Origin of the sequence: Allocatenococcus thiocycli, from assembly GCF_921292965.1 — a bacterium.
In the GTDB taxonomy this organism is placed as follows: Bacteria; Pseudomonadota; Gammaproteobacteria; order Enterobacterales; family Vibrionaceae; genus Vibrio; species Vibrio natriegens.
Genome location: NZ_CAKLCK010000041.1, coordinates 153,309 through 177,305 on the forward strand (window position 1 = coordinate 153,309; position 23,997 = coordinate 177,305).

23 protein-coding genes are annotated in these 23,997 nt (G+C 46.5%); 11 read left to right on the forward strand and 12 right to left on the reverse strand.

The window, feature by feature from the left end:
* Positions 1–4: 4 nt before the first annotated feature.
* The 4 genes from L9Q40_RS17045 to ftnA all read right to left on the reverse strand — a co-directional run bounded on the left by L9Q40_RS17045 (position 5) and on the right by ftnA (position 3,258).
* The gene (locus tag L9Q40_RS17045) at positions 5–853 is read right to left on the reverse strand and encodes a TnsA endonuclease N-terminal domain-containing protein (RefSeq protein ID WP_498794041.1); all 849 of its coding nucleotides are present in this window, start codon (positions 851–853) and stop codon (positions 5–7) included.
* Between the two features lie 111 nt (positions 854–964).
* Positions 965–2,158, reverse strand: a complete 1,194-nt coding sequence (locus tag L9Q40_RS17050; RefSeq protein ID WP_498794042.1) for a BaiN/RdsA family NAD(P)/FAD-dependent oxidoreductase — start codon at positions 2,156–2,158, stop codon at positions 965–967.
* Between the two features lie 157 nt (positions 2,159–2,315).
* Positions 2,316–2,639 carry a universal stress protein UspB gene (gene uspB / locus L9Q40_RS17055; protein ID WP_264903424.1) on the reverse strand — a complete coding sequence of 108 codons (324 nt, stop codon included), beginning with the start codon at positions 2,637–2,639 and terminating at the stop codon, positions 2,316–2,318.
* Positions 2,640–2,730: 91 nt separating this feature from the next.
* Positions 2,731–3,258, reverse strand: coding sequence for a non-heme ferritin (gene ftnA, locus L9Q40_RS17060; RefSeq protein WP_264903425.1), 528 nt, complete (start codon positions 3,256–3,258; stop codon positions 2,731–2,733).
* A gap of 227 nt (positions 3,259–3,485) precedes the next feature.
* Between ftnA and uspA the strand changes: the two genes are divergently transcribed.
* Both uspA and L9Q40_RS17070 read left to right on the forward strand, forming a co-directional pair.
* Positions 3,486–3,911, forward strand: coding sequence for a universal stress protein UspA (uspA, locus tag L9Q40_RS17065; protein ID WP_014230471.1), 426 nt, complete (start codon positions 3,486–3,488; stop codon positions 3,909–3,911).
* 64 nt (positions 3,912–3,975) lie between these two features.
* On the forward strand, positions 3,976–4,854 hold the full coding sequence (locus L9Q40_RS17070; protein ID WP_498794043.1) for a carboxylate/amino acid/amine transporter: 879 nt from the start codon (positions 3,976–3,978) through the stop codon (positions 4,852–4,854).
* Positions 4,855–4,912: 58 nt separating this feature from the next.
* Here the strand turns inward: L9Q40_RS17070 and L9Q40_RS17075 are convergent, their stop codons facing one another.
* Entirely contained in the window at positions 4,913–5,485 is a 573-nt protein-coding gene (locus L9Q40_RS17075) for a hypothetical protein (RefSeq protein ID WP_020336254.1), read from the reverse strand.
* A gap of 183 nt (positions 5,486–5,668) precedes the next feature.
* Complete coding sequence (locus L9Q40_RS17080) at positions 5,669–6,448, reverse strand: class I SAM-dependent methyltransferase (protein WP_498794044.1); 780 nt, start codon at positions 6,446–6,448, stop codon at positions 5,669–5,671.
* A 121-nt stretch (positions 6,449–6,569) separates the two neighbouring features.
* Between L9Q40_RS17080 and asnC the strand changes: the two genes are divergently transcribed.
* A complete protein-coding gene (asnC, locus tag L9Q40_RS17085) occupies positions 6,570–7,034 on the forward strand; it encodes a transcriptional regulator AsnC (protein ID WP_024372756.1) in 465 nt (154 codons plus the stop codon).
* Positions 7,035–7,110: 76 nt separating this feature from the next.
* Here asnC and prlC read toward each other — a convergent pair whose 3' ends face one another.
* On the reverse strand, positions 7,111–9,153 hold the full coding sequence (prlC, locus tag L9Q40_RS17090; RefSeq protein WP_014230466.1) for an oligopeptidase A: 2,043 nt from the start codon (positions 9,151–9,153) through the stop codon (positions 7,111–7,113).
* A gap of 387 nt (positions 9,154–9,540) precedes the next feature.
* On the opposite strand from prlC, the gene L9Q40_RS17095 reads away from it, so the two are divergent.
* Both L9Q40_RS17095 and gorA read left to right on the forward strand, forming a co-directional pair.
* Positions 9,541–10,380 carry a 23S rRNA (adenine(2030)-N(6))-methyltransferase RlmJ gene (locus L9Q40_RS17095; RefSeq protein WP_020336252.1) on the forward strand — a complete coding sequence of 280 codons (840 nt, stop codon included), beginning with the start codon at positions 9,541–9,543 and terminating at the stop codon, positions 10,378–10,380.
* Positions 10,381–10,641: 261 nt separating this feature from the next.
* Positions 10,642–11,997: a glutathione-disulfide reductase gene (gene gorA, locus L9Q40_RS17100; protein ID WP_020336250.1), complete on the forward strand. Its 1,356-nt coding sequence runs from the start codon at positions 10,642–10,644 to the stop codon at positions 11,995–11,997.
* Positions 11,998–12,063: 66 nt separating this feature from the next.
* On the opposite strand, the gene L9Q40_RS17105 is transcribed toward gorA, so the two are convergent.
* On the reverse strand, positions 12,064–12,969 hold the full coding sequence (locus L9Q40_RS17105; RefSeq protein ID WP_498794045.1) for a LysR family transcriptional regulator: 906 nt from the start codon (positions 12,967–12,969) through the stop codon (positions 12,064–12,066).
* Positions 12,970–13,088: 119 nt separating this feature from the next.
* Here L9Q40_RS17105 and xapA point away from each other — a divergent pair, with 119 nt between their 5' ends.
* Entirely contained in the window at positions 13,089–13,913 is an 825-nt protein-coding gene (gene xapA / locus L9Q40_RS17110; RefSeq protein ID WP_498794046.1) for a xanthosine phosphorylase, read from the forward strand.
* Positions 13,914–14,028: 115 nt separating this feature from the next.
* Here the strand turns inward: xapA and L9Q40_RS17115 are convergent, their stop codons facing one another.
* Both L9Q40_RS17115 and L9Q40_RS17120 read right to left on the reverse strand, forming a co-directional pair.
* Positions 14,029–14,640, reverse strand: coding sequence for a bifunctional 4-hydroxy-2-oxoglutarate aldolase/2-dehydro-3-deoxy-phosphogluconate aldolase (locus tag L9Q40_RS17115; RefSeq protein WP_498794047.1), 612 nt, complete (start codon positions 14,638–14,640; stop codon positions 14,029–14,031).
* A gap of 9 nt (positions 14,641–14,649) precedes the next feature.
* Positions 14,650–16,026, reverse strand: coding sequence for a GntP family permease (locus tag L9Q40_RS17120; RefSeq protein ID WP_014230461.1), 1,377 nt, complete (start codon positions 16,024–16,026; stop codon positions 14,650–14,652).
* A gap of 153 nt (positions 16,027–16,179) precedes the next feature.
* Between L9Q40_RS17120 and L9Q40_RS17125 the strand changes: the two genes are divergently transcribed.
* Both L9Q40_RS17125 and edd read left to right on the forward strand, forming a co-directional pair.
* Positions 16,180–16,707, forward strand: coding sequence for a gluconokinase (locus L9Q40_RS17125; RefSeq protein WP_014230460.1), 528 nt, complete (start codon positions 16,180–16,182; stop codon positions 16,705–16,707).
* Positions 16,704–18,500: a phosphogluconate dehydratase gene (gene edd, locus L9Q40_RS17130; protein WP_498794048.1), complete on the forward strand. Its 1,797-nt coding sequence runs from the start codon at positions 16,704–16,706 to the stop codon at positions 18,498–18,500. Before L9Q40_RS17125 ends, edd begins: the two co-directional genes overlap by 4 nt.
* Before the next feature lie 62 nt (positions 18,501–18,562).
* On the opposite strand, the gene L9Q40_RS17135 is transcribed toward edd, so the two are convergent.
* Positions 18,563–19,570, reverse strand: coding sequence for a LacI family DNA-binding transcriptional regulator (locus tag L9Q40_RS17135; protein WP_065297607.1), 1,008 nt, complete (start codon positions 19,568–19,570; stop codon positions 18,563–18,565).
* Between the two features lie 216 nt (positions 19,571–19,786).
* On the opposite strand from L9Q40_RS17135, the gene L9Q40_RS17140 reads away from it, so the two are divergent.
* The 3 genes from L9Q40_RS17140 to L9Q40_RS17150 are packed head-to-tail and all read left to right on the forward strand — an operon-like array spanning position 19,787 to position 22,866.
* Positions 19,787–21,139: a serine/threonine-protein kinase gene (locus L9Q40_RS17140; RefSeq protein WP_498794049.1), complete on the forward strand. Its 1,353-nt coding sequence runs from the start codon at positions 19,787–19,789 to the stop codon at positions 21,137–21,139.
* Between the two features lie 12 nt (positions 21,140–21,151).
* Positions 21,152–22,291, forward strand: a complete 1,140-nt coding sequence (locus L9Q40_RS17145; RefSeq protein ID WP_498794050.1) for a chromosome partitioning protein ParA — start codon at positions 21,152–21,154, stop codon at positions 22,289–22,291.
* A 2-nt stretch (positions 22,292–22,293) separates the two neighbouring features.
* Positions 22,294–22,866, forward strand: a complete 573-nt coding sequence (locus tag L9Q40_RS17150) for an ECF-type sigma factor (protein WP_065301803.1) — start codon at positions 22,294–22,296, stop codon at positions 22,864–22,866.
* 105 nt (positions 22,867–22,971) lie between these two features.
* Here L9Q40_RS17150 and L9Q40_RS17155 read toward each other — a convergent pair whose 3' ends face one another.
* Positions 22,972–23,838, reverse strand: coding sequence for a hypothetical protein (locus tag L9Q40_RS17155; RefSeq protein WP_498794051.1), 867 nt, complete (start codon positions 23,836–23,838; stop codon positions 22,972–22,974).
* Positions 23,839–23,997 lie beyond the last annotated feature (159 nt).

Sequence of the window (23,997 nt, forward strand, 5' to 3'; positions counted from 1 at the left end):
GTTCCTAGCAAGCTCCATACACATTGCCTCCGCCGCTTTCTCGCACATACTTAATATCAATCAGTCCTGACTCAGCGATATTAGCCGATAGATTAACGTCAATATATTTGTCTGCTATGAGGTATCGAACCAACAACAATGCATCTTCATTCGATGTGATATTCATTGAGATGAGCTGTTCACAAAGGTTTTCAATAAAGTATTGTCCGACAGCTAAGACAGAGAGAGCGCAATTAACTTGGTCAGAAGAAAAGTTTATCGGGTTCTCACGAAAAGGGGATGTAGCCCAATGAATATTGCAGCTTTGAACTCTGGTTAATTCATTGCCCGTGAAGTAACTGAACTTAACTCCAAGTAGTTCCCAGCAAACTCTCTCGATATCTATTTTCTCGAGCACCCGTTGATTACTGGAATGATCTTCAGGTTTTATTGAAATTGCATGATATGTAGTGCCTTGAGGAGAATCTATTGTGAGCAACTGATCCGTTGTCATAATGATAGGTTCTTTCGTACTAGGATGTGTAGGGTGATCAACTCCGAGGGTTTTGGCGACTTTTTGCGTAAAGTTTAGAGGGAAAATAGGAAATTGTTCTCTGATATCAATCACTCTGCTTGAAAACTCAGCAAGGTAAAAATGCTCACTTTCAATCGAGGACATCATGTGATGCTCTCTTTGAGATTTCCTACCATAAATCAGTGAACGTGTTCCCTTTGACTTTACATCCTGAATACAGAGCCAAGGCTTGTAATCTGAACCTTGACCAATCCCATACTTATTCTTTAATGCTCGCTCGAAGTCTTTCCAAGACTCCAGTTTTCGTCCACGCCCCATGACCAGTCCAATCGCGTTCACCTTAATTCATCATAGTAATCAGAGTCATTGCGGGCAAACTTTATTGTCTCAAAATGCTCTTGTGGGCAAACTTTAGTGCTTGCGGACAAACTTTTTTGTCTCTGCACAAGACTACACCCACTGCCCGGCAACGAAACCTGAGCTCCAACACCACTGGAAGTTGTAGCCGCCTAACCAACCTGTCACGTCCATCACTTCGCCGATAAAGTACAATCCTTTGATAGTTTTGCACTCCATGGTTTTAGAAGAGAGATGGTCGGTATCCACACCGCCAAGCGTCACTTCCGCCGTGCGGTACCCTTCGGTTCCGTTCGGAGCCACGTTCCAGTTTTCTAAACGCGCGACAATATCAGCCAGCTCTTTCGGGTTAAATTGCTTCAGTGGCTTGTCGGTTAACTCTTTACGTTCGATCAACACTTCCACCAAGCGTTTTGGCAGGACTTTCGCTAGTGTATTCTTTAGTGATTGATTTGGGTGTTTTTCGCGGCTGCGTTCCAGAAGCACCGTAACATCTTCATTCGGCACCAAATTAATCGAAACCTTTTGCCCTGCTCGCCAGAATGAAGAGATTTGCAAAACAGACGGGCCAGACAAGCCTCGGTGAGTGAAAAGCAGTGCTTCTTTGAACATGGTGCCGTCTTCAGCCGTGATTTCTGCTGGCACGGCAATCCCAGACAGATCGGCGAAGTCCTCTTTGTCTTCTTTATGCAGCGTAAATGGCACTAAGCCTGCCGTCGTTGAGATGACTGGAAGCCCGAACTGCTCGGCAACTTTATAGCCAAAGGGAGTCGCACCCAATTTTGGCATCGATAGACCACCCGTTGCGATAACCAAAGAGTCACACTCAACCATGTCGGTATCAGCATGCAGTCGGAAGCCGCTGTCCGTTTTCTCGATCGAGTGAACATCGCACTGATAGCGCTGCTGAATATTCGGCATATCGCATTCCGCGAGTAACATTTTTACGATGTCTTTGGCGGTGAATGCATCCACACAGAACAGCTGCCCATGGTCACGTTCTTCAAACTCGATACCGTGCTTGCTGACCATCGCAATGAAATCCCAATTGGTGTATTGAGACAATGCCGATTTTACGAAATGAGGGTTTTGGCATAAGTAGTTATTTGCCGACACGTCATAGTTGGTGAAGTTACAACGGCCACCGCCAGAAATAAGAATTTTACGCCCAGGCTTTTTCGCGTGGTCGAGCACTAATACACTGCGGCCTCGCTTACCAGCTTCTGCAGCACACATCAAACCCGCAGCGCCTGCGCCAATTACTACTACATCAAACTTCTTACTCATCGGTAACTCTTAGGCTCTATCCAAAATCCAAAACAATAAAAAAAGGATGTGCTCAGTGCACATCCTTGCTTTGTTCGGGCGACATTCTACCGAGAAATGTTTTCCGGGAAAAGCGCTTAAATTCCAAGCGCCGAACGAAGGGCTTTGTTTATCCAACTTATAGAATAAAAGCCGCGAGCAACGTGACGCCAAGTAACGCAGTTGAAAGGACGAACAGCTCTCGTACGCGCTCACACTTACCCGTAAATATCTCATCATGGTGATGATGGTACTCTTTACTCTTGATGTAGTGAAACAAACGCACTTGTTTAGTGACATTTCCATGAGTAGTGAAAAACCCATTGCCATCCACTTGTTGATATAACAACGGATGGGCTTCACGCATGATGTGAATTAAAGAACGAAGAGCAGTCAGATACCGGACCATATTGACTCCGGTGACTACCATTAGCGCAAATAAGATTGTGTCTCCACTGATCATCTTTTCCTCCCTACATCTTCAACAATGCTCAAGAGAAAAAGACGATCACTGCTTTGTCTTTTAATCGCTACTTATCGCGCTGGGGAACGCTTTATGCAGCTGGAGCATCCATGATTGAAGATGAACCTTCTTTCGCCATTTGTGCTAGATCTTTATCGATGAAGAACAATGCCTTACCATCTTCACCAACAAGTTCGATCTTATCTAAGATCCCTTTAAACAACTTCTCTTCTTCGTGCTGTTCAGCCACGTACCACTGTAGGAAGTTAAATGTTGAGTAGTCTTGGCTTGTAAAAGCACCGTGTGCCAGCTTGTTGATTCTCTCAGTGATCATTTGTTCGTGTTCGTAAGTCTCACGGAAAACATCACCTAGGCTAGCAAAGTCATGCTTTGGTGCATCGATCGCGCCTAGAATTGGCAATGCGCCAGTTTCACTTACATAGGTGAAAAGGCGTTGCATGTGCTCCATCTCTTCTACTGCGTGCTTACGTAGAAATTCAGCAGCGCCTTCAAAACCTTTGTCTTCACACCAAGCACTCATTTGTAAGTATAGATTGGATGAGAAAAATTCTAGGTTAATTTGATCATTCAATTGATCGACCATAGTTTGAGACAGCATGTTAGCTCCTGTTTATATTCCTGCATTTCATACAACTATAACATGATTAACACATTAAGACTTTCTACCTAGAATATTGATATGAGATCACTTTAGCAAAATTTATTGGGGGTTAGTGCTAATCTGAAACTATACCCAAGTGACTTCAAGATACATTAAGTCAGAGCCTTAGCCCTGGGGTCAGTTCGAGGTTACTTGGGTATATGACCTTACAAGGAGATAGCAATATGAGTTACAAACACATACTTGTGGCAGTAGACCTGTCAGACGACAGTAAAGTGTTGATTAAGAAAGCCGTATCTCTGGCTAAACCTCTGGATGCGAAAGTCTCTTTCATTCACATCGATGTGAACTATGCCGAGCTCTACACCGGGCTTATCGATATCAACATGGCGGAAGCACAGCACCAAGCCATGGAAGCCTCGCGTACTCAACTCGCCAATTTTGCGGAATACGCAGAATATCCGATCACCCATACTTTAGTCGGTAGTGGTGATTTGAGTAATGAGCTTTGCGATACCATTCAGGACTTCAACATTGATTTGGTGGTTTGTGGTCATCATCAGGATTTCTGGAGTAAGATTCTGTCTGCGACACGCCAGCTAATTAATCGCTCACCCGTCGATATGCTGGTCATACCGCTAAAAGACTGATTGGCGCGTTAAGAAAACTTGGTTAGACTGCGGACATATTTGTTATTGATAAAAGTTCTCATCCATGGCTTATTTATCTGCAGTCACCCTGCTCTGGGCATTTTCATTTAGCCTGATCGGCGTATATCTCGCTGGTCAGGTTGATTCTTGGTTTTCGGTATTTATGCGTGTGGCGCTCGCCAGCATCGTATTTATTCCGTTTCTGAAATTCCGTGGCGTACCTAAATCGCTGATCGCCAAATTGATGATTGTCGGCGGCTTTCAGCTCGGTTTGATGTACTGCTTCTACTATCAGTCTTTCTTGCTCCTTTCGGTACCAGAAGTCCTGCTGTTCACGGTTTTCACCCCTATTTACGTCACGCTAATTTACGATTTTCTCAAAGGTCGTTTTTCGCCTTGGTATTTGGTCACGGCATTGATTGCGGTTGTGGGAGCTGCTTGGATTAAGTTTGCAGGCATCAATGAAAACTTCCTGCTCGGCTTTTTGGTCGTCCAGGGCGCGAACCTCTGTTTTGCCATCGGTCAAGTGGGTTACAAATACATCATGGAAAGTGAGCCAGTCGACCTGCCTCAGCATACCGTATTTGGTTACTTCTACTTGGGCGCATTGTGCGTGGCAACGGTCGCATTTGCATTGATGGGGAATGTAGACAAGCTGCCAGCCACCGCTACTCAGTGGGGCATTCTGACTTACCTTGGTTTGATCGCATCAGGCTTTGGTTATTTCGCATGGAACAAAGGCGCAACCTTAGTCAACGCAGGCGCACTTGCTGTAATGAATAACGCGCTGGTTCCGGCGGGCTTAATTGTAAACATTGTGATTTGGAACCGAGATGTCGACATTGTACGACTGGCCGTCGGCGGAGCCATCATTATGTTCTCGCTTTGGGTTAATGAAACCTGGGTGAAAAAACGCGTTGAGATGAGTTACGCAAATAAGTAACAAACCACAGACAATAAAAAACGCTCTCCAGTTGGAGAGCGTTTTTTTATTTATTCGATTAATGCACTTTCGCTTGCTGGCTTTCACTCATCACAGCCGTTAATGGCGTGGGCAACATCACTTCCAATTTGGCATTGCGTGCCTCTAACTTGCGCTGGCGTTTAAGCAGTTTTTGCTGCTTCTTGGCCAATTTAAGTAGCTTCTTCTGTTGCTTGTAATGCTTCTTCAGCGTCTTCTTGGCTTTCTTGAGTGATTTTTTGTCGGCTAAGTCAAATAGGTCTGGCGCTTTGAGAGCGACAGGCGGTGTCACTTGAGCAGCCAGTTTTTTCTCTTTTACTCTTTCGACCACACGTTTAACGATCGCCGCTTTTTCTGCGCTTTGCTTTGGCGTCACTGCAATAGGCTCTGCTGGAAGCGCTTCAGCCAGCAGACCACAGGCTTGCTGCTCGTGAAGTGGCTTATCTTGGCAAGCTTGTGGCGGAATAGCCGCGGGCTTGCACAACGTATTTTTAGAAGCAGAAGAACGCGCGCACGAGCGACAGACAAATTTTGGCGCGACCACCAAACGGTGGATATCACCCAGATTAGTTGCGATCTGTTTGCGATTCATTTTACATAAGCGTTTAGCCATACGACGACTCCAAATAGCTAATCATTATTTCATCGATGTGTGAAATAATAATAATTCTTACTTAGATATACCGTCAGTATGCCGAATTAGCAAGTGGAAAATGTCGTTCGTTGTCACGAAAGAAAAGCGGGATCACAGCGCGAAATTTCGCGCTATGAAGTGAAAGAGTTAGGAGTCAAAACCTTACGCCATTGAGGCTTTAACATAAACGTCGAAGCGGTTCTTTTTCGTCTCTATCGCCATACTTGGTTTTTCGTCATGCAACCAGTTGGCGTAATCCGGACGCTTCACCACAACACGCTTGGTAGCCAGTGTCATTGCAGGCTCTAGCAAATCATCCGCATCCAAATCAGCGCCAACCAAAGACTGAAATACACGCATCTCTTTTTTCACTAATGCGGATTTCTTTTTATTCTCCGGATGCGGGTACATAGGGTCGAGGTACACCACATCTGGCTTTACAAAATCACTGTCCTGCGCCAGTTTTTCTAGCGCATCATGGCTTGAAGCGTGAATCAACGACATTCGCTCCGAAACCCAAGCTCCAATTTCTGGGTCTTGTTTTGCGCGAGCCAAACCATCATCCAACAGCGCGGCAACCACAGGATGACGCTCTACCATCTGTACCTTGCAGCCCAGAGAAGCCAATACGAATGCATCTCGGCCTAAGCCAGCCGTTCCATCCAGAACCGTTGGCGTTGCGCCTTTGTTTAAGCCAGCCGCTTTTGCGATTGCCTGACCTTTGCCGCCACCGAATTTACGACGATGCCCGACCGCTCCACCAATCAAATCGACAAAAATCGCACCCAACTTAGGCTCATCCACTTTACGCAGCTCCAAACGTTCAGCAGTCAGAACTAAAGCAAAGTCACTGTCGTCAGAATGGGTCAACTGCCAGCGAGCAGCAAGCTCATCAAGATGGGACTGTTGAGACGGGTCTTCACAAATCAATTGCAGTTGCAAAAGGAGGCTCCAATAAAAAATCGCGATAACTGGCGCTGAGTTTACCTCACTACTGGCTTTCTTGCAGTAAATGCGAAGCCGGTTAAAATAAACCCATAACAAAGACCATGGAACAAATCGTATGAATACGAGCATGCCGAAACTCGATGACCTCGATCGCGCAATTTTAAAAACCCTGATGGCCGATGCCAGAACGCCTTATGCGGAAATGGCCAAGCAGTTCGATGTCAGCCCAGCCACGATTCACGTGCGGATTGAGAAAATGAAGTCGGCGGAGATCATCGAGGGAACCGAGGTCATCGTTAATACTAAGAAGCTTGGCTACGATGTGTGTTGTTTTATCGGTATCAACCTTAATGCGGCTCGTGACTATCACTCTGCACTAGAGAAGCTCAACGCACTCGATGAGGTGGTTGAAGCTTACTACACCACTGGTGCGTACAATATTTTCGTTAAGCTGATGTGTAAGTCGATTGAAGAGCTGCAATTTGTCCTGATCGATAAGTTGCAGGCGATTGATGAAGTTCAGTCCACCGAGACGTTAATCTCGTTGCAAAACCCTATCAACCGCAACGTAAACCCTTAATTAACTTTAATATCCAAAAAGTATTTCGCACAAAAAAGGCCAACCGGATGGTTGGCCTTTTTGTTAGTTTTTACGTTTATGCAGCAATGCCTGAATGGCGCAGAAGCGCATCAATTTGTGGTTCACGACCACGGAAGCGTTTAAACAGCTCCATCGGCTCTTCACTGCCGCCCATCTCAAGGATGTTATTCAGGAAGCTTTGGCCTGTGTCTTTGTTAAAGATGCCTTCTTCTTCAAAGCGTGAGAAAGCATCTGAAGACAACACTTCTGCCCACAAGTAGCTGTAGTAGCCTGCGCTGTAACCACCAGCAAAAATATGCGCGAAACTGTGCGAGAAACGCGCCCACTCTACCGCAGGAACAACCGCCACTTTCTGCTTCACTTCCGCTAGGGTTTCCAGCACACGCGCGCCCACTTCTGGGTCGTATTCCGTGTGAAGAGTGAAGTCGAACAAGCCGAACTCAAGCTGACGAAGAATGCCCATCGCCGACTGGAAGTTCTTCGCCGCCAGCATCTTGTCCAGCATTGCTTTTGGTAAAGGCTCACCCGTTTCGTAATGACCAGAAATAAACGCCAGCGCTTCTTCTTCCCAACACCAGTTTTCCAGGAACTGGCTAGGCAACTCAACCGCATCCCAAGGCACACCGTTGATGCCCGATACCGCACCAGTGTCCACTTGCGTCAGCATGTGGTGAATACCATGGCCGAACTCGTGGAATAACGTCACCACTTCATTGTGAGTAAACAGTGCAGGCTTATCGCCAACTGGACGGTTGAAGTTACAAGTCAGGTAAGCGACCGGCGTTTGCAGTTCGCCAGACAGCGTAATGCGACGACCACGGCAATCATCCATCCAAGCGCCACCACGTTTGTGTTCACGCGCGTACAGGTCCAGGTAGAAGCTGCCGCGCAGTGTGCCTTGTGCATCAAAGATATCGAAGAATCGAACCGATTCGTGCCAGGTATCCACACCTTCGCGCTCTTCGACTTTCATGCCAAACACACGGTTTAGGACTTCAAACAGACCACTTACGACCTTAGATTCTGGGAAGTAAGGACGCAGCTCTTCATCTGAGATTTGGAACAGGTGCTGTTTTTGCTTCTCGCTGTAGTATGCGATATCCCACACGTTTAGTTCTTCAACGCCAAACTCACTCTTCGTGAATTGACGTAGCTCTTCCACCTCACGCTCACCTTGAGGTTTAGCACGAGTGGCCAAATCGTTCAGGAAGCCTAACACCTGCTCTGGCGTTTCTGCCATTTTGGTTGCCAGCGACTTCTCACTAAAGGTGTTGAAGCCCAACATACGCGCAATTTCATGGCGCAGCTTCAGCTGTTCGATAATGATTTCAGTGTTATCCCACTGGCCTGCATTTGGACCACGATCTGACGCACGAGTCACGTACGCTTCGTACACTTCTCTGCGCAGTTCCTGATTGTCACAGTACGTCATCACTGGAAGGTAAGATGGAATATCCAGTGTGATCAGGTAGCCTTCCAGCTCTTTCGCTTCTGCCGCTGCTTTGGCTGCAGCCAAAGCAGACTCCGGCATACCTGCTAATTCTTTTTCATCAGTAATATGTTTGGTCCAGCCCATTGTCGCATCTAACACGTTGTTAGAGAATTTTGAGCTCAACTCGGACATACGCTTGCTGATTTCACCGTAGCGGTGCTGTTCGTCAGATGGCAGGCCGATACCTGACAACTCAAAATCACGCAGTGCATCAGTAATGGTTTTTTGCTGGGCACGAGTCAGCGTTGCAAATTCGTCGCTGGCTTTGATCGATTTGTACGCTTCGTACAGACCTTTGTGTTGACCCACCCACGTACCGTATTCCGATAAGATTGGCAGACAACTTTCGTACGCTTCACGCAGTGCTTCGCTGTTTACCACTGAATTCATGTGGCCGACAGGTGACCAGATACGGCTTAAGCGGTCATCCGTTTCTTCCATCGGTGCAATGATGCTTTCCCAAGTTGGATGCGTGCTTTCTTTTAACACCGCTTCAACTTTGGCGCGGCAATCCGCTATCGCCTGCTCCACCGCAGGTTTAATGTGTTCTGGTTTAATTTGCGAAAACGGAGGCAGGTCCGTAAACGTCAGAAGTGGATTAGACATGAATAATTCCTTTTGTGTTTTGGCTGTGTGACTACCTATAAAATAGGTTCACTCAAGGTACAGGAATGCCAACAACATGGATGGAGAGATATCCGTTCCCTTTCTCTATGCAGCGATGACCACTGTGATCAGCGAGAGCAACTCTGTCCTTGAGTTTCGTTATGCCTAAATGAGGCTAACTCTATTGGAGTACTGGCATTCACTTAGGTTCAATATGTTTACTAAGTATGGGTGACTTAAAGATATTTCAATAGTGATGAGTTCATTAGTTATGCAAAGCCGAAAGCATAGTCTGCATATTGGCTTTAGTTGGGTATATAATGCGCTTAATTATTTTATCTGACATCACAGACCACACTCAGTTACAGAGTGTTTCGAGAGTTTAATTTGTTAAGTTACCGCCACAGCTTCCACGCAGGCAACCATGCTGACGTGGTCAAACACATCGTTCAAAGCCTCATTCTTGATGCGCTGAAACAAAAAGATAAGCCATTCGTTTATCACGATACCCACTCGGGTGTGGGCCGTTACGATCTGACTCACGAGTGGTCTGAAAAAACGGGTGAATACAAACAAGGCATCGCTCGCATTTGGGATAACCCGAACATTCCTGAAGACATCAAAAGCTACATCGACTCTATCAAAGCACTGAACAATGGTGAGAACCTGCGTTACTACCCAGGTTCACCTCGAGTAGCTCGTGCCCAAATCCGCCCACAAGACCGCATGGTACTGACGGAACTTCACCCTGCCGACCATCCGCTATTGGAGCAAGAGTTCCATCGCGATCGTCAGGTGAGCATCTACAAAGAGGATGGCTTTCAGCGCCTAAAAGCGAGCCTACCGCCGCAAGAACGTCGTGGCTTGGTGCTGATTGACCCACCATACGAGCTAGCAAAAGAGTATCGTGATGTAGTACGCGCTATTCACCAGAGTCACAAGCGTTGGGCAACAGGCATCTACGCTATCTGGTATCCGGTGGTTAACCGCATCGACATTGATGACATGATCGAAGGATTGGAAGCGCTAGGGATTCGTAAGATTCTGCAAATTGAACTTGGCGTCTCTCCTGACACCAACGAGCGCGGCATGACCGCATCAGGCATGATTGTGATTAACCCCCCATGGAAACTGGAAAGCCAGATGAAAGAGATTCTGCCGTTCCTGCAAGAGGCGATTGCACCTGCGACTGGTCACTGGAAAGTCGACTGGATCGTACCAGAATAAGACGTTCTGCTTAGAAACCTCGAAGCGCAATGACGACCTCGTTGCGCTTTTCTTTTGCTCCTCGCAATCCATAAATCCTCATTTTTGTGCCTCTCATCGCTATTTGTCATAAGCATTGTCACTTTTTCCCATTTAGGTATTGGTCAGATTCGATTTATCATAGGCAGACTTCTTAACAAAATGTTGCGGCGATATTGAGTTAACATCTCATCACCCCAATGTATTTGTTAACCAGAAATTCATACGCTCTTGGAGAAAGTAATGGCGACTCATTTTGACTATATCTGTATCGGTGGCGGCAGTGGCGGCATCGCATCTGCAAACCGTGCAGCCATGTACGGCGCGAAAGTAGCGCTGATTGAAGCACAAGACCTTGGTGGCACCTGTGTAAACGTAGGTTGTGTACCAAAGAAAGTGATGTGGCATGGCGCGCAAATCGCAGAAGCAATGAACCTGTACGCGGAAGACTACGGGTTTGATGTCGACGTGAAAGGTTTCGACTGGAGCAAGCTGGTAGAGAGTCGTCAGGCGTACATTGGTCGTATTCACCAATCTTACGACCGTGTTCTAGGCAACAACAAAGTAAATGTAATCAAAGGATTTGCTAAGTTTGTTGACGAAAAAACCGTTGAAGTAAACGGTGAACACTACACGGCCGATCATATCCTGATCGCTGTTGGTGGCCGTCCAACTATTCCAAACATCCCGGGCGCAGAATACGGCATCGATTCAAACGGCTTCTTCGACCTGGCTGAGCAACCAAAACGTGTTGCGGTTGTTGGCGCTGGCTACATCGCGGTTGAAATCGCGGGCGTACTACACGCACTAGGTACCGAAACGCACCTGTTCGTACGTAAAGAATCGCCACTGCGCAGCTTCGATCCAATGATCATCGAAACGTTGGTTGAAGTGATGGACGCAGAAGGTCCAAAACTTCACACCCATTCTGTACCAAAAGAAATCATCAAAGAAGCAGATGGCACTCTGACTCTGCACCTGGAAAATGGTGAAAGCCAAAACGTTGACCAGCTAATCTGGGCAATCGGCCGTCACCCAACAACAGACGCTATCAACCTGGCATCAACTGGCGTTGCGACCAACGACAAAGGCTACATCAAGGTAGACGAATACCAAGAAACTAACGTGAAAGGCATCTACTGTGTAGGTGACATCATGGAAGGTGGTATCGAGCTAACACCAGTAGCAGTGAAAGCAGGTCGTCAGCTTTCTGAGCGCCTGTTCAACAACAAGCCAAACGCAAAAATGGATTACGACCTCGTTCCGACTGTCGTATTCAGCCACCCACCAATCGGCACCATCGGTCTGACTGAACCAGAAGCGATTGCGAAGTACGGCGAAGACAACGTGAAAGTGTACACATCAGGCTTCACAGCAATGTACACCGCCGTCACTAAGCACCGTCAGCCATGTAAAATGAAGCTGGTATGTGCTGGTGAAGAAGAAACGGTTGTTGGTCTACACGGCATCGGTTTCACGGTAGACGAAATGATTCAGGGCTTTGGCGTAGCAATGAAGATGGGTGCAACTAAAGCAGACTTCGACTCTGTTGTAGCAATCCACCCAACGGGCTCGGAAGAGTTCGTGACCATGCGTTAATCGCAAGCAAATCAATCACAAAGGGTCATCTTCGGATGGCCCTTTTTGTTTGCTCGCTTTCATTATTTACTTGGTATTCTCCAACAAAGAGCGGATAAACTCTGCCTTAATGGCACTCTCCTGCTTGTTATCGTGAATCAAACACAGATCCGCACGCAGTGATTCTTTGAGCTTAATAAAACGAATCCCACGCCAGTGATGTTGAGAGAAAGTCGATGGTACCAGCGTCACCGTATTGCTGTTCGCTACGTAAGCCATCAAGGTATTTGGCTCGACCACCTGCTTGCTGACGTTAGGTGAAAAGCCCAATTGCTGACAAGCATTGATAATAAAATTCGCCGATGCTGAATTAGCCAAACTCATAAAAGCAAATTCGCATTCCTTCAAATCTTGCAGACGCAGCAAAGCCTTATTCGCCAATTCATGTTGCTCAGACACCGCAACCACAAACACATCTTTCCCCAATGATACCGATTGATACGGATAAATATTGAGCGCATCAGCAAAGCGTACTATGCCTACATCAATTTTCTTCTCACTTAAATGCTTTTTCTGCGTCTCTGGATTCAGGTCGAAGATGTCCGCATGATAGCTACCATGCAAAGCATGAAAGCACTGTAAATGATGATCAAACCCACCCCAGAATGCGCTGCTGACCACACCGACACGCAATATGTTTCTCTGATTCAAGCCAACCTGCTGGACCTGATTGAGGGAGACATCCAGCGTCTGAAAAATCAGTCGGCATTTCGATTCCAGCAACAGCCCGGCCTCTGTCAGGGTGACATTTCTTGAGTCACGCTCGAACAGTTTTACATTGAGAACCTCTTCCAATTCCTTAATGCGATTGCTTAGTGGCGAATTGGTGATATTTAAATTCTCGGCAGCCTGAGTAAAGTGTTTGGTCTGGGCTACTTCGTAAAAATAACGCAGCATCTTCAATGTCACCCGATCAAATGAGTCATACTTCATAGGTAGAATCCTAGCGCATCTATTTATCCTCTTTTTGAGGATGATAGTAGCGAATAAAACAAAGATAACCAGCACAGAAAGTCACACAATGAAGCAAACATAACCATAAGGTGACGAACATGAATCACGATCCCGTAATCGGTGCATTAAAAACCATTCACGAACGCAAACCAAACTTTCAACCGAAAGCGGCATTTATTCTTGGCTCCGGCTTGGGAGTATTGGCAGACGAACTGCAAGACAAAGTAGTCATTCCATACCAAGAGCTAGAAGGCTTTCCGGTCAGCACTGTGCAAGGGCATTCTGGTGAACTGGTACTCGGCACAATGAATGGCGTCGACGTGGTTTGTATGAAAGGTCGTGGGCACTACTATGAGCACGGCTCAATGAAAGTGATGACCACACCGGTTCGCACTTTTAAGAAGCTGGGTTGTGAGTTTTTGTTGGTAACCAATGCCGCAGGTTCACTTCGCCCGGAGCGCATTGATGTCGGCTCATTGGTGGTATTTAGCGATCACATCAATACCATGCCGGAATCACCGATGGTTGGGCCGAATGACGATGAATACGGTCCGCGTTTCTTCAGCTTAGCCAATGCGTACGACAAAGACCTGCGAGCCGAAGCGTTTGAAGTCGGTAAAGCAAACAATATTCACCTTAACGAAGGCGTGTTCGTCTCTTACACCGGGCCAAACTTTGAGACGGCGGCAGAGATTCGCATGATGCAGGTGATTGGCGGCGATGTCGTGGGCATGTCCGTTGTGCCGGAAGTGATTTCTGCGGCGCATTGTGGTTTACCGGTATTAGCGGTGTGCGCGATTACCAATATGGCTGAAGGCTTAGGCGATGTAGAACTGTCTCACGAGCAAACTCTGAAGTGTGCCAAGTTGGCGGAAGCCGATTTCATCCACTTCATTAAGAGCTTTATGAAGCATCACTTCTAACGTGTCTTAACGCCGAAAAACAAAAGGGTCATCAAATATATTGATGACCCTTTTTCATATCCCGTATTAAAACGTTAGGGGGAGCTGTGGAGCAGTTTGAGTTTGTTAGTGCGAATTAGTTAACCGCGCGAACCAATTCAGCCAAGCCTTCCCAGTCGCCATCATCCATCAGTTTCGTTGGTACCATCCAGGTACCGCCACATGCGATCACCGACTTAAGTGAAAGGTAATCTTCTACGTTAGAAGGGCTAACACCACCCGTTGGCATAAAGTTTACTGGGTAAACCGCAGTCAGTGCTTTTAGCATGTTCACACCACCCGATGGTTCTGCCGGGAAAAACTTCAGAGTACGCAGGCCCATTTCCATCGCTTGCTCAACCAAGCTTGGGTTGTTCACACCCGGTACAATCGCGATATTACGCTGCTGACAGTATTTCACTGTCGTTGGGTTAAAGCCCGGGCTAACGATAAAGTCCGCACCCGCATCAATAGCAAGATCAACCTGCTCGGTCGTCAGTACTGTGCCTGCACCAATTAGCAGGTCTGGATACGCTTCGCGCATAATACGAATTGATTCTGCCGCCGCTTCTGTACGGAAAGTCACTTCGGCACATGGCAGGCCGTTTTCTACTAACACTTTCGCCAGTGGCAGTGCGTGAGCGACATCGTTAATAGCGATAACTGGGACGATTTTGATTTCTTTTAATCGTTGTTCAAGAGTTGTCATGGGTAACCTCTAAAGAATAAAGCTTAATGTTGCGACGATAATAAACGCGATACCGCCAAGTAACGTTTCCATTACCGTCCAAGTTTTTAATGTGGTTTTTTCATCCATCTCCAGCAAGCGAGAAACCAACCAGAAACCAGAGTCGTTGAAGTGTGAAAGCACTGTTGCACCACCAGCAATCGCAATCACGATAAAGCATAGATCAAGCTCGCTCAAACCCGTGGACGCAGCCACAACAGGCGAAATAAGAGCGGCAGTTGTCGTCAGTGCCACGGTTGCAGAGCCTTGGGCAACGCGCAGACAGGTTGAGATAACAAATGCCGCAACAATAACAGGCATACCAGTATTGGTTAATACACCAGCAAGTGCATCACCAATCCCACTTGAACGCAATACACCGCCGAACATGCCGCCTGCGCCTGTCACCAGAATAACACCACAAATCGGTGCCAGTGACTCACCACACAGTTTTTCTAGCTTCGCCATACCGTAGTCTTTAGCAAATACAACAAGACAAACCGTCAGCGTGATCAGTAGCGCTACCGGGGTTTTACCCAGCATACGCAGGAACGAAACCAGTGATGAATCGCCATCAATAACTCCAGCAACCGCAAGCGTGTTAAGAACCGTGTCTAAACAGATGAGCAAAACTGGCAGGATAAGCAGCGTCATTACCGTCGCAAATTTTGGCGCTTTGCTTTCATCTGCGAACGCATCACGGTCAAAGAATGCTGTGGAAAGTGGAATCTCAAACTTCTTACCAGCATAAAGGCCAAATAAGTAAGCGCCAAGATACCAAGTCGGAATCGCGACTAAAATACCGACCACTAACAGCAGGCCAATGTTGGCACCAAGAAAGTCTGCTGCGGCAACCGGACCTGGGTGCGGGGGAACAAACGCATGCATCACGGCAAACGCACCTGCGGCCGGTAAAGCGTATTTAAGTGGTGAGCCACCGAATCGAGCCGCGACGCTCAGGATGATTGGCATCATCACAACTAAACCCGCATCGAAAAAGATTGGGAAGCCAAACATCAACGACGCCACGCCGAGTGCAAGTGGTGCACGCTTTTCACCAAAGCGGCCAATCAAAGTGTCTGCCAGTACTTTCGCACCACCAGTCACTTCTAAAATTTTACCAATCATCGCACCAAGACCAACCAGCAAAGCAACCGAAGCTAACGTGCCTCCGAAGCCACTCATCATGGTGGGTACGACTTTGTCAGTCGATACGCCCGTGGCGATTGCTGTCCCCAAACTCACCATAGTCAGGGATGCAAAAGCATGGACTTTTAATTTAATGATTAGAACGAGTAACGCTGCAATAGCAAGGCCTGCAATCGTTAGTAAGTATGTAGGATCTGGGGCTTGGGCTAGCTGCTCCATAGGTTCACCTTTAAGAATTATAGTTTGTGTTTTGGTTCACATTTATTTAAGTTACCGGTAACATGTTACCGATAACATGAATAAGATAAACCCATATTTTAAAGTGAATTCAAAAATTGAGATCACGCGCAACTTTAGTTATGAGGATAAGTTATGGCTGGTAGTAGTGTCATCGTTATGGGCGTTTGTGCGAGTGGAAAAAGTACAATCGGCGAGCAACTAGCGAAAAAGCTAGGACGAAAATTCATTGATGGTGATGATCTTCACCCACGAGCGAACATCCAGAAAATGGCATCAGGCCAACCTCTGAACGATGACGATCGCAAGCCATGGCTAGAACGTATCCGTGATGCCGCATACAGCCTGGAAAGTAAAAACGAACACGGCGTGATCGTCTGTTCGGCTCTGAAAAAGATCTACCGCGATCAAATCCGAGAAGGCAACAACAACGTGACTTTCCTGTTTTTGGATGGCGACATGGAATTGATCCTTAACCGCATGCGTCTTCGTCAAGGCCACTTCATGAAAGAAAACATGGTGAAAAGCCAGTTTGAAACCCTTGAGCGCCCAGATAATGAACCGCAAACCCTAGTGGTAAGCATTGAAGGTGACATCAGTGGCGTTGTGGAGCGCTCTGCAGCAGAACTCTTAAAACAGCAACCGGTTGAGGAGGCATCATGACCCACTCCGTTATTCTCAATGTAACCGAACGTCTTATCGAACGAAGCCGTGAAGCTCGCGCCGAATTTTTAGCACATACCCGTATGCAGTCGGAAGCGGGTAAAGGTCGTACCGGTTTATCCTGTGGAAACCTAGCGCATGCGGTGGCTGCGTCATGTTCTTCCGAGAAAGAAAATATTCTCAACTTTACACAGTCTAATATCGCGCTCATCAGTGCCTACAATGACATGTTGAGTGCCCACCAGCCTTACCAAGAATACCCGACGCAAATTAAACAAGTACTGGCGCAATATGGGCACACCGCTCAAGTAGCAGGCTGCGTACCCGCCATGTGCGACGGCGTGACTCAAGGTCAGCCTGGCATGGATATGTCGCTATTTTCTCGTGACTTGATTGCTCAATCGACGGCGTTATCTCTGAGTCATAATGTTTTTGACGCTACCCTGCTGCTTGGTATCTGCGACAAAATCGCACCAGGACAACTAATGGGCGCGCTCTCTTACGCTCACCTGCCAACGGCCTTTGTACCTGCTGGTTTAATGGCAACCGGCATCAGCAACGAAGAAAAAGTCGATGTACGCCAAAAATACGCGGCTGGCGAAGTAGGCAAAGAAGCGCTATTGGACATGGAGTGCCGTGCTTATCACTCTCCTGGCACCTGCACTTTCTACGGCACCGCAAATACCAACCAACTGGTCTTTGAAGCCATGGGTCTAATGCTACCGGGCTCTGCGTTTATCCACCCGCATAGTGAACTGCGTAAAGCGCTAACAGACCACGCGGCACTGAAGATAGCGTCCATGACTGCAGGCTCCAGCAATTTCCGTCCTCTGGCTGAAGTGGTAACGGAAAAGAGTTTAATCAACGGTATCATTGCGCTGCTGGCATCTGGCGGCAGTACTAACCACACCATTCATATGGTCGCCGTCGCTCGCGCAGCAGGCATCTTGCTTACCTGGCAAGACATCAGTGACTTGTCTGAAGTGGTGCCTCTGCTTGCGCGTGTTTATCCAAACGGTCCGGCGGATATGAATGCATTTCAGGCCGCTGGCGGCGTTCCAGCCTTGTTGCATCGACTGAATGAATCCGAGCTACTGCACCGCGATGTAAAACCGGTTTTCGGAGAGTTCTCTGATCAGATGACGATTCCATCTTTGAACAATGGCCAGTTGGTATGGACAGCCTGTCAGCGAAGCCTAGATGGCGATGTCATCGCTGCCCCGGAAGCAGTATTCCAAAACACTGGTGGTACACGTGTTTTAGATGGCAATTTAGGTAAAGCGGTCGTGAAAGTCTCGGCAGTAAAAGAAGAACAACGCATTATCGAAGCACCTGCGGTCGTTTTCCAGTGCCAGCATGAAGTGGAAGCGGCATACAAACGCGGTGAGCTCAACAAAGACTGCATTGTCGTTGTAACGCACAACGGTCCAGCTGCAAACGGCATGCCAGAGCTGCATAAGTTGATGCCAATTTTAGGTAATGTGCAAAAAATGGGCTTTAAAGTGGCGCTGGTAACCGATGGTCGTTTATCTGGCGCATCCGGCAAAATTCCATCCGCTATCCATGTGTCTCCTGAGGCAATTCGCGGTGGTGCAATAGGTTTAGTCCGTGATGGTGATGTTATTCGCGTGGATTGCCAAACGGGTGAGCTGAACAACTTAACCGACACCAGTGGACGTGAAGTCATTCAGCTTGATACTGAGTCAACCCAGAAAACATGGGGACGTGGATTTTTCGAAGTGATCCGCCACAACGTTTCCAGTGCCGATCAGGGCGCGAGCTTTATTGTTTAGGGCGTAAAAATAGACAAGCGGAGTACTGTTCACTCCGCTTGTCTGTATTATTCAACAAAGTATTACACACTCTCACCCGCAGTAATGTCATAGCCCATATCGACCACTAACTCTGGCTGCTCTTCGCCTTTTAATCGCGCTATCAGCAGTTCTGCACTCTTCTTGCCAATCTCAAAACGTGGCGTATCCACACTGGTCAACTTCGGACTGATCGTCTGACCGATGTCTAATGCGTTATAGCCAACCACTGCCAGTTGCTCAGGGACGTTAATCCCACGCTGCTGGGCACTGAGTATCGTACCAATCGCGATATCATCGTTGGTACAGAACACACCGTCCAGATCAGGGTAAGTCTCCAATGCACGCTCAAGTAACTCATGCGCAAGAGAGAAGCTGGAGTGTTCGCCGGTTAATACGTGTTTCGCTTCTAAGCCTGCTTCCGACATCGCACGGCCATAGCCTTGCATACGTAGCTTAGTTCGCGTATCCAAACGAGCACCAAAGTAGACAATGGTACGCTTGCCAGAATCCAACATACGTTTTACTGCACTATACGATGCATCTTCGTGGTCCAAACCAACCGCCATATCAATGGGTTGTTCCGGCAATTCCATGGTCTCTACCACCGGTACACCGGCATTTTTGATCATCTGTAATGTACGCGGAGTATGGTTGCTTTCCGTTAAGATCAACCCATCCACTTGGTAGGAGAGCAGTGAGGCGATCTTGCGCTCTTCTTCTTCTACGTCATAGCTAAAGTGGGCCAAAAGCGTCTCATAGCCATTCGCTTTGGTGACCATCTCAATGCCCTGCACAAAAGAAGCAAAAATTTGGTTAGATAGCGAAGGAAGCAAAATACCGATCGCTTTACTGGAGGATTTGGACAACATCGCCGGAGCGCGGTTTTCTATATAACCCAGCTTTTCTATCGCAGCGGCGATTTTAACCCGAGTCTTTTCAGCAACGGATTCCGGATTACGCATGTAACGCGAAACCGTCATCTTTGTTACGCCAACCTGGTCAGCAACATCCTGTAATGTCGCACGTGTTTTCTTATTCTTTTGAGTCATAAATATGTGAATTATCAGCAATGTTACTAGTAACATTATGGCCAATATACGGCTTGCTCACAAGCTTAGTATAAATAATCCATAAAATCAGACCCTTATCGATCAAATAACAACCAAACTGTACAATTAACACTGTTATAAAGGCCAATAAACATATGAATTAATACCAATTTTTATATAAAATGACGCACCTAAAAAAGTAAGACATTAGGCACCGTGCAGTTAGGTTACAACGAAACCCAGGTTTATTATCATCTGCTTGATCTGGATGACTCTCAAAAGCAGCAATACCTTCAAGCATTACAAAAAAATCAACCTACGCTTTTTCAGCAGCTTATCCCTCTTTTATCGGACGAGATACCCGCAGAACACCTGACTGAATTACTTTATTTTGGCGCTCAGCAGGCAACAAGTCGGGACATTGATCTTAGCGGACAAGTTATTAGTAAATACCGCTTAACCCATGAATTGGGTCGTGGTGGCATGGGTGTCGTTTATGCAGCGGAACGTGCTGATGAAACGTTCGAACAAGATCTCGCGATAAAATTGATTCAAAGCAACTTGAGCAATGTGCTAGGACAACGTGCTCTATTCGATGAAGCCCAGCTTCTCGCTCGATTAAACCATCCTTACATCGCTAAAGTCTTTGATGGCGGCTTGCACAATGATTCGGTTTACATCGTGATGGAACGAGTATTTGGCCAAACCTTAAATAACTACCTGTCCGAAAATGAATTGGAAACAAACGAGAAATTGTTACTGTTTAAGCAGATTTGCCAAGCGATAGAACACGCTCACCAACATCAAGTTTTACATGCAGACCTTAAACCGGAAAATATTCTTATCGACCGCTGCCTACGTCCTAAGTTACTCGATTTTAACTTAACTCAAAAAGTACACTCGAATCGAGGTGACTCTCCGGCAACGCTGATCGCTTTCAGCCAGCACTTTGCCAGCCCGGAACAACAGTCGGGACAATGTCTGACCGAGCAAAGTGATGTTTATTCTTTGGGTAAAATTCTCGCCTTAATGTTTCCATCTCCAGCGATTTGGTCGGATATACATTGGGTGATAAAAAGTGCCACGTGCAACGCCATGACTCAGCGCTACCAGAACGTCACTGCCTTAAAAGCCGAGATAGAACGAATCCTTGAACGTCGCCCTATCAAGCAGAAGATGCATTGGCCTTTTTATAGAGCGCTTCGCTTAGTTCAGCGACGACCACTCGCGTCTGTATTATCCACTTTCATTGTGCTCTCAGGTTTGCTTTTTGGCGGCGCCATGATGCAAAAGAATATCCAGCTGCAACAAGAGAAAAAAGTAACTGAAAGCATTATGTACGAGCTTACCCGTCTTATCTTCCACGCAAAAGGTCAGAACATCGAGAAAATGCCTGTAAACGCCATGATGGAGTTAACACGAAGGCGGATATTGGCCAACCCAGAAATCCCCAAACAGGTAAAACAGAAAATGATATTGGCGATAATGACACCTGTACCTGAGAAGCACCTAACCAGCGCACCAAAGTGTCTTTCAAATTGTACATCTGAGTACAGTAGTGAGCAGTGAGGCTGAAGCAGGATGGATACACGTTTAGTGACACTAGGGTTATTGGCATGTGCTGCAGTGACAGCTTTAGCCACAGCACCATCTACCGCAAATCAAAACCAACTTATACCCGAACTCAAACAGGGCTATTTAGATGATCCAGCGAACATGCTAGATATTGATTGGTTTTCCAGTCAAGACGCCATTGAGCGTCTCAATGAGAGCCAGGCCTATATTGAAAAGCACTTCACATCCGATGAAATTATCTTCCAGCCACGCGGCACAACCTTCAAACACATCATCATCAAAAAGAAAGACTGGCAAGGTCGCGTCTGTGCGTATGATCTACGCTACCGTAATTACCCCGAATATCGCCCTCCCTTTACTGAGATAACATATACCATTACGGACGACGCTCTTATCCAGCATCCGAGTACAGGGGATCATTTTCAGGGCTGTTTTCTCTCTCTCAACCACCAAGTAGCCAAAGACATCATCGAGCCACTCAGTCACTTTTCTAATTGGCATAACTTGGTCGGTTGCTCACTAACAGGTTGTACAAGAGCCGATTTAAATGGATTCTCTATCGAAGACTTTGATGATAACGGTGACAGGGAATACCGTACTGCAGCCATGAACTTCGACTCACGTACCAAACTATTAATGGAGAAAGTACAAGGCTTGGGGTTCAGCGAATATATTCAACACAGTAATCGCGCCGAAATACTGTGGTTTACTTACCCACAGTCGGATGACCATTATATTAATTATCATGGTATCTGGCAGCAGACTCAATATCACGGTCAAACCATAACGCAATCCTGCCTACTAATAAGCCACCAGCAAGTATTGAGCCTACCACTGTCGACCAAAACCTGCCCAACAAACCCAAGTTTATACACAGTGGACGTTACTTGGGAATATGGCGATATGTGGTGGATTGATAACCCCACTCCCAAAGCAGACCTCGCACAAATGAATGTGATGGTTCGTTGGTCTCAGGCGCTCACAGACATTAACTACACAACCTGGGAATATCTGCCTGCAGGGAAAGCTTGGGAGCAAGGTATTTTATATCGCTACCAACAAGATGTTCATCGTAATCTAGATGGTTCTGACAGCATTGAAACCCACACAATTTCTGAATTTGTCAAAGTAAATAAGGATGTATAACGATGACAAAACCCAACGCACTGACTCAAATTATTCATCAATGGCAATCCGGCAACAAACAAGCCGAAAGTGAGTTGTATCAGTTCGCCTACCTGCAATTGCGCAAGATTTCCCAGCAAGAGCGAAAGAGAAACGCAGAAAAATACGGCCCTGAAAATAAAGTGTTAATCGATAGCGTCAACAGCACCACGGCATTGATTCACGATGCCTACCTAAAAATATCCAACTACAACAGACGTGATATTAAAACCAAACGTGATTTCTTTTTGATGGTAGCTAAAGTCATGCGCCAAATACTCATCGACCATGCACGCTCACACCAAGCTCAGAAACGACAACATTGCACTGTGATGAACGAAGAAGAAGATCGTTTCGAGCAACTGATCATCATGGATAAAACCCTAGACAGCTTCAGTATCCGTTACCCACGCCAGTCCAGCGCCTTAAAGCTCAAGTACTTGATGGGAATGAAAAGCCAAGAAATCAGCGAACTGCTCGAGTGCAGTGCGAGTTTGATTGAGAAAGATCTCAAATTCTCTCGCAGTTGGTTACAATCACGTCTGGCATTGAAATAAAAAAGCAAGTGGACATTGAACCAATATCTGCGTGCTAATCCCCATTGAACCCAATGAGTGGGAGAGCTCAAATTAAACCTAATCTACCTCCCACCATTAGTACACTCAGAATTTCCAAAGTGCTTGTAAGCCTGTGCTCCATGTCAGCATTTCGGATTCAGGCAGTGTGGCTTTGTAACTTTCAGTCACCTGCTCCTGACAAATACCATCGGTCATAGTCTTGCAGTATGAGGTACTTACAATGTGGGAATCCGATTCCAGACGTTTTTCAAATCCAATTAAGGCAAACCAACCTAAGTGCAAACCTTCAAAAACCTCATAGCTCACCGTACCCTCCAAACTGGTACGAATACTGTGGCTATCAAAATCGACATCACTAAACTGAGTAGAAGAGGTTTTGCTATATAAAGGAAAACCAATTAAGGCTTTACCGGAAACATGCCATTTATCATCGGCGAATAGCGTGCCATCATCATAAGCCAGTCCTATATCAGCAAACACACTCGTGTTGGTTTCCTCCCATGTGCCCTTAAAGAACTGATTACCCTGTTCGGTATAGTTTTTGACACTAAAACGAGTAAACGTTTGATACATTAATGAAGGGCCAGCGACCAAACGCCAGCGATTATCCAGCTTATAGTGCAGTAGGATATTGGTGGCAGTTTTCAGGTACTCCGCTTCGTTATTTTGAATAACTTGGCCGTTCCAACGCCACTCTTCCTCACCATTAACTGGTGAGAACGTTGCAAGTGCATCGATAGAAAAATCGAAGTCTTCATTAATACGGTATAAGCCACCAGAGTTAATCACCGGATTCAGTAAGTTCACACTGGAACTTGCTACGCCAGTTTCCTCATACACTACGTTCTCTAACCCGAGAGTAAAGTACGAATAGCCATACCGATCTTCCATCTCGCTCGCTGCCGCTGTCGAAGCCATACACATCAACGCAAAACCCACGCAAGTCTTCATTATTATTGTCCTTTTTATCCTTTTTCTGCGGCAGATAATAGCGTTGCGCTACACAATTCCAACCCTGTTATTGATAAAAAAAACAAAACATTTTTTACGGTTTTTTCGCTGTTTTTCGTACCTTGAAATGTCGCCATATTCACTGATACAAATCACCCA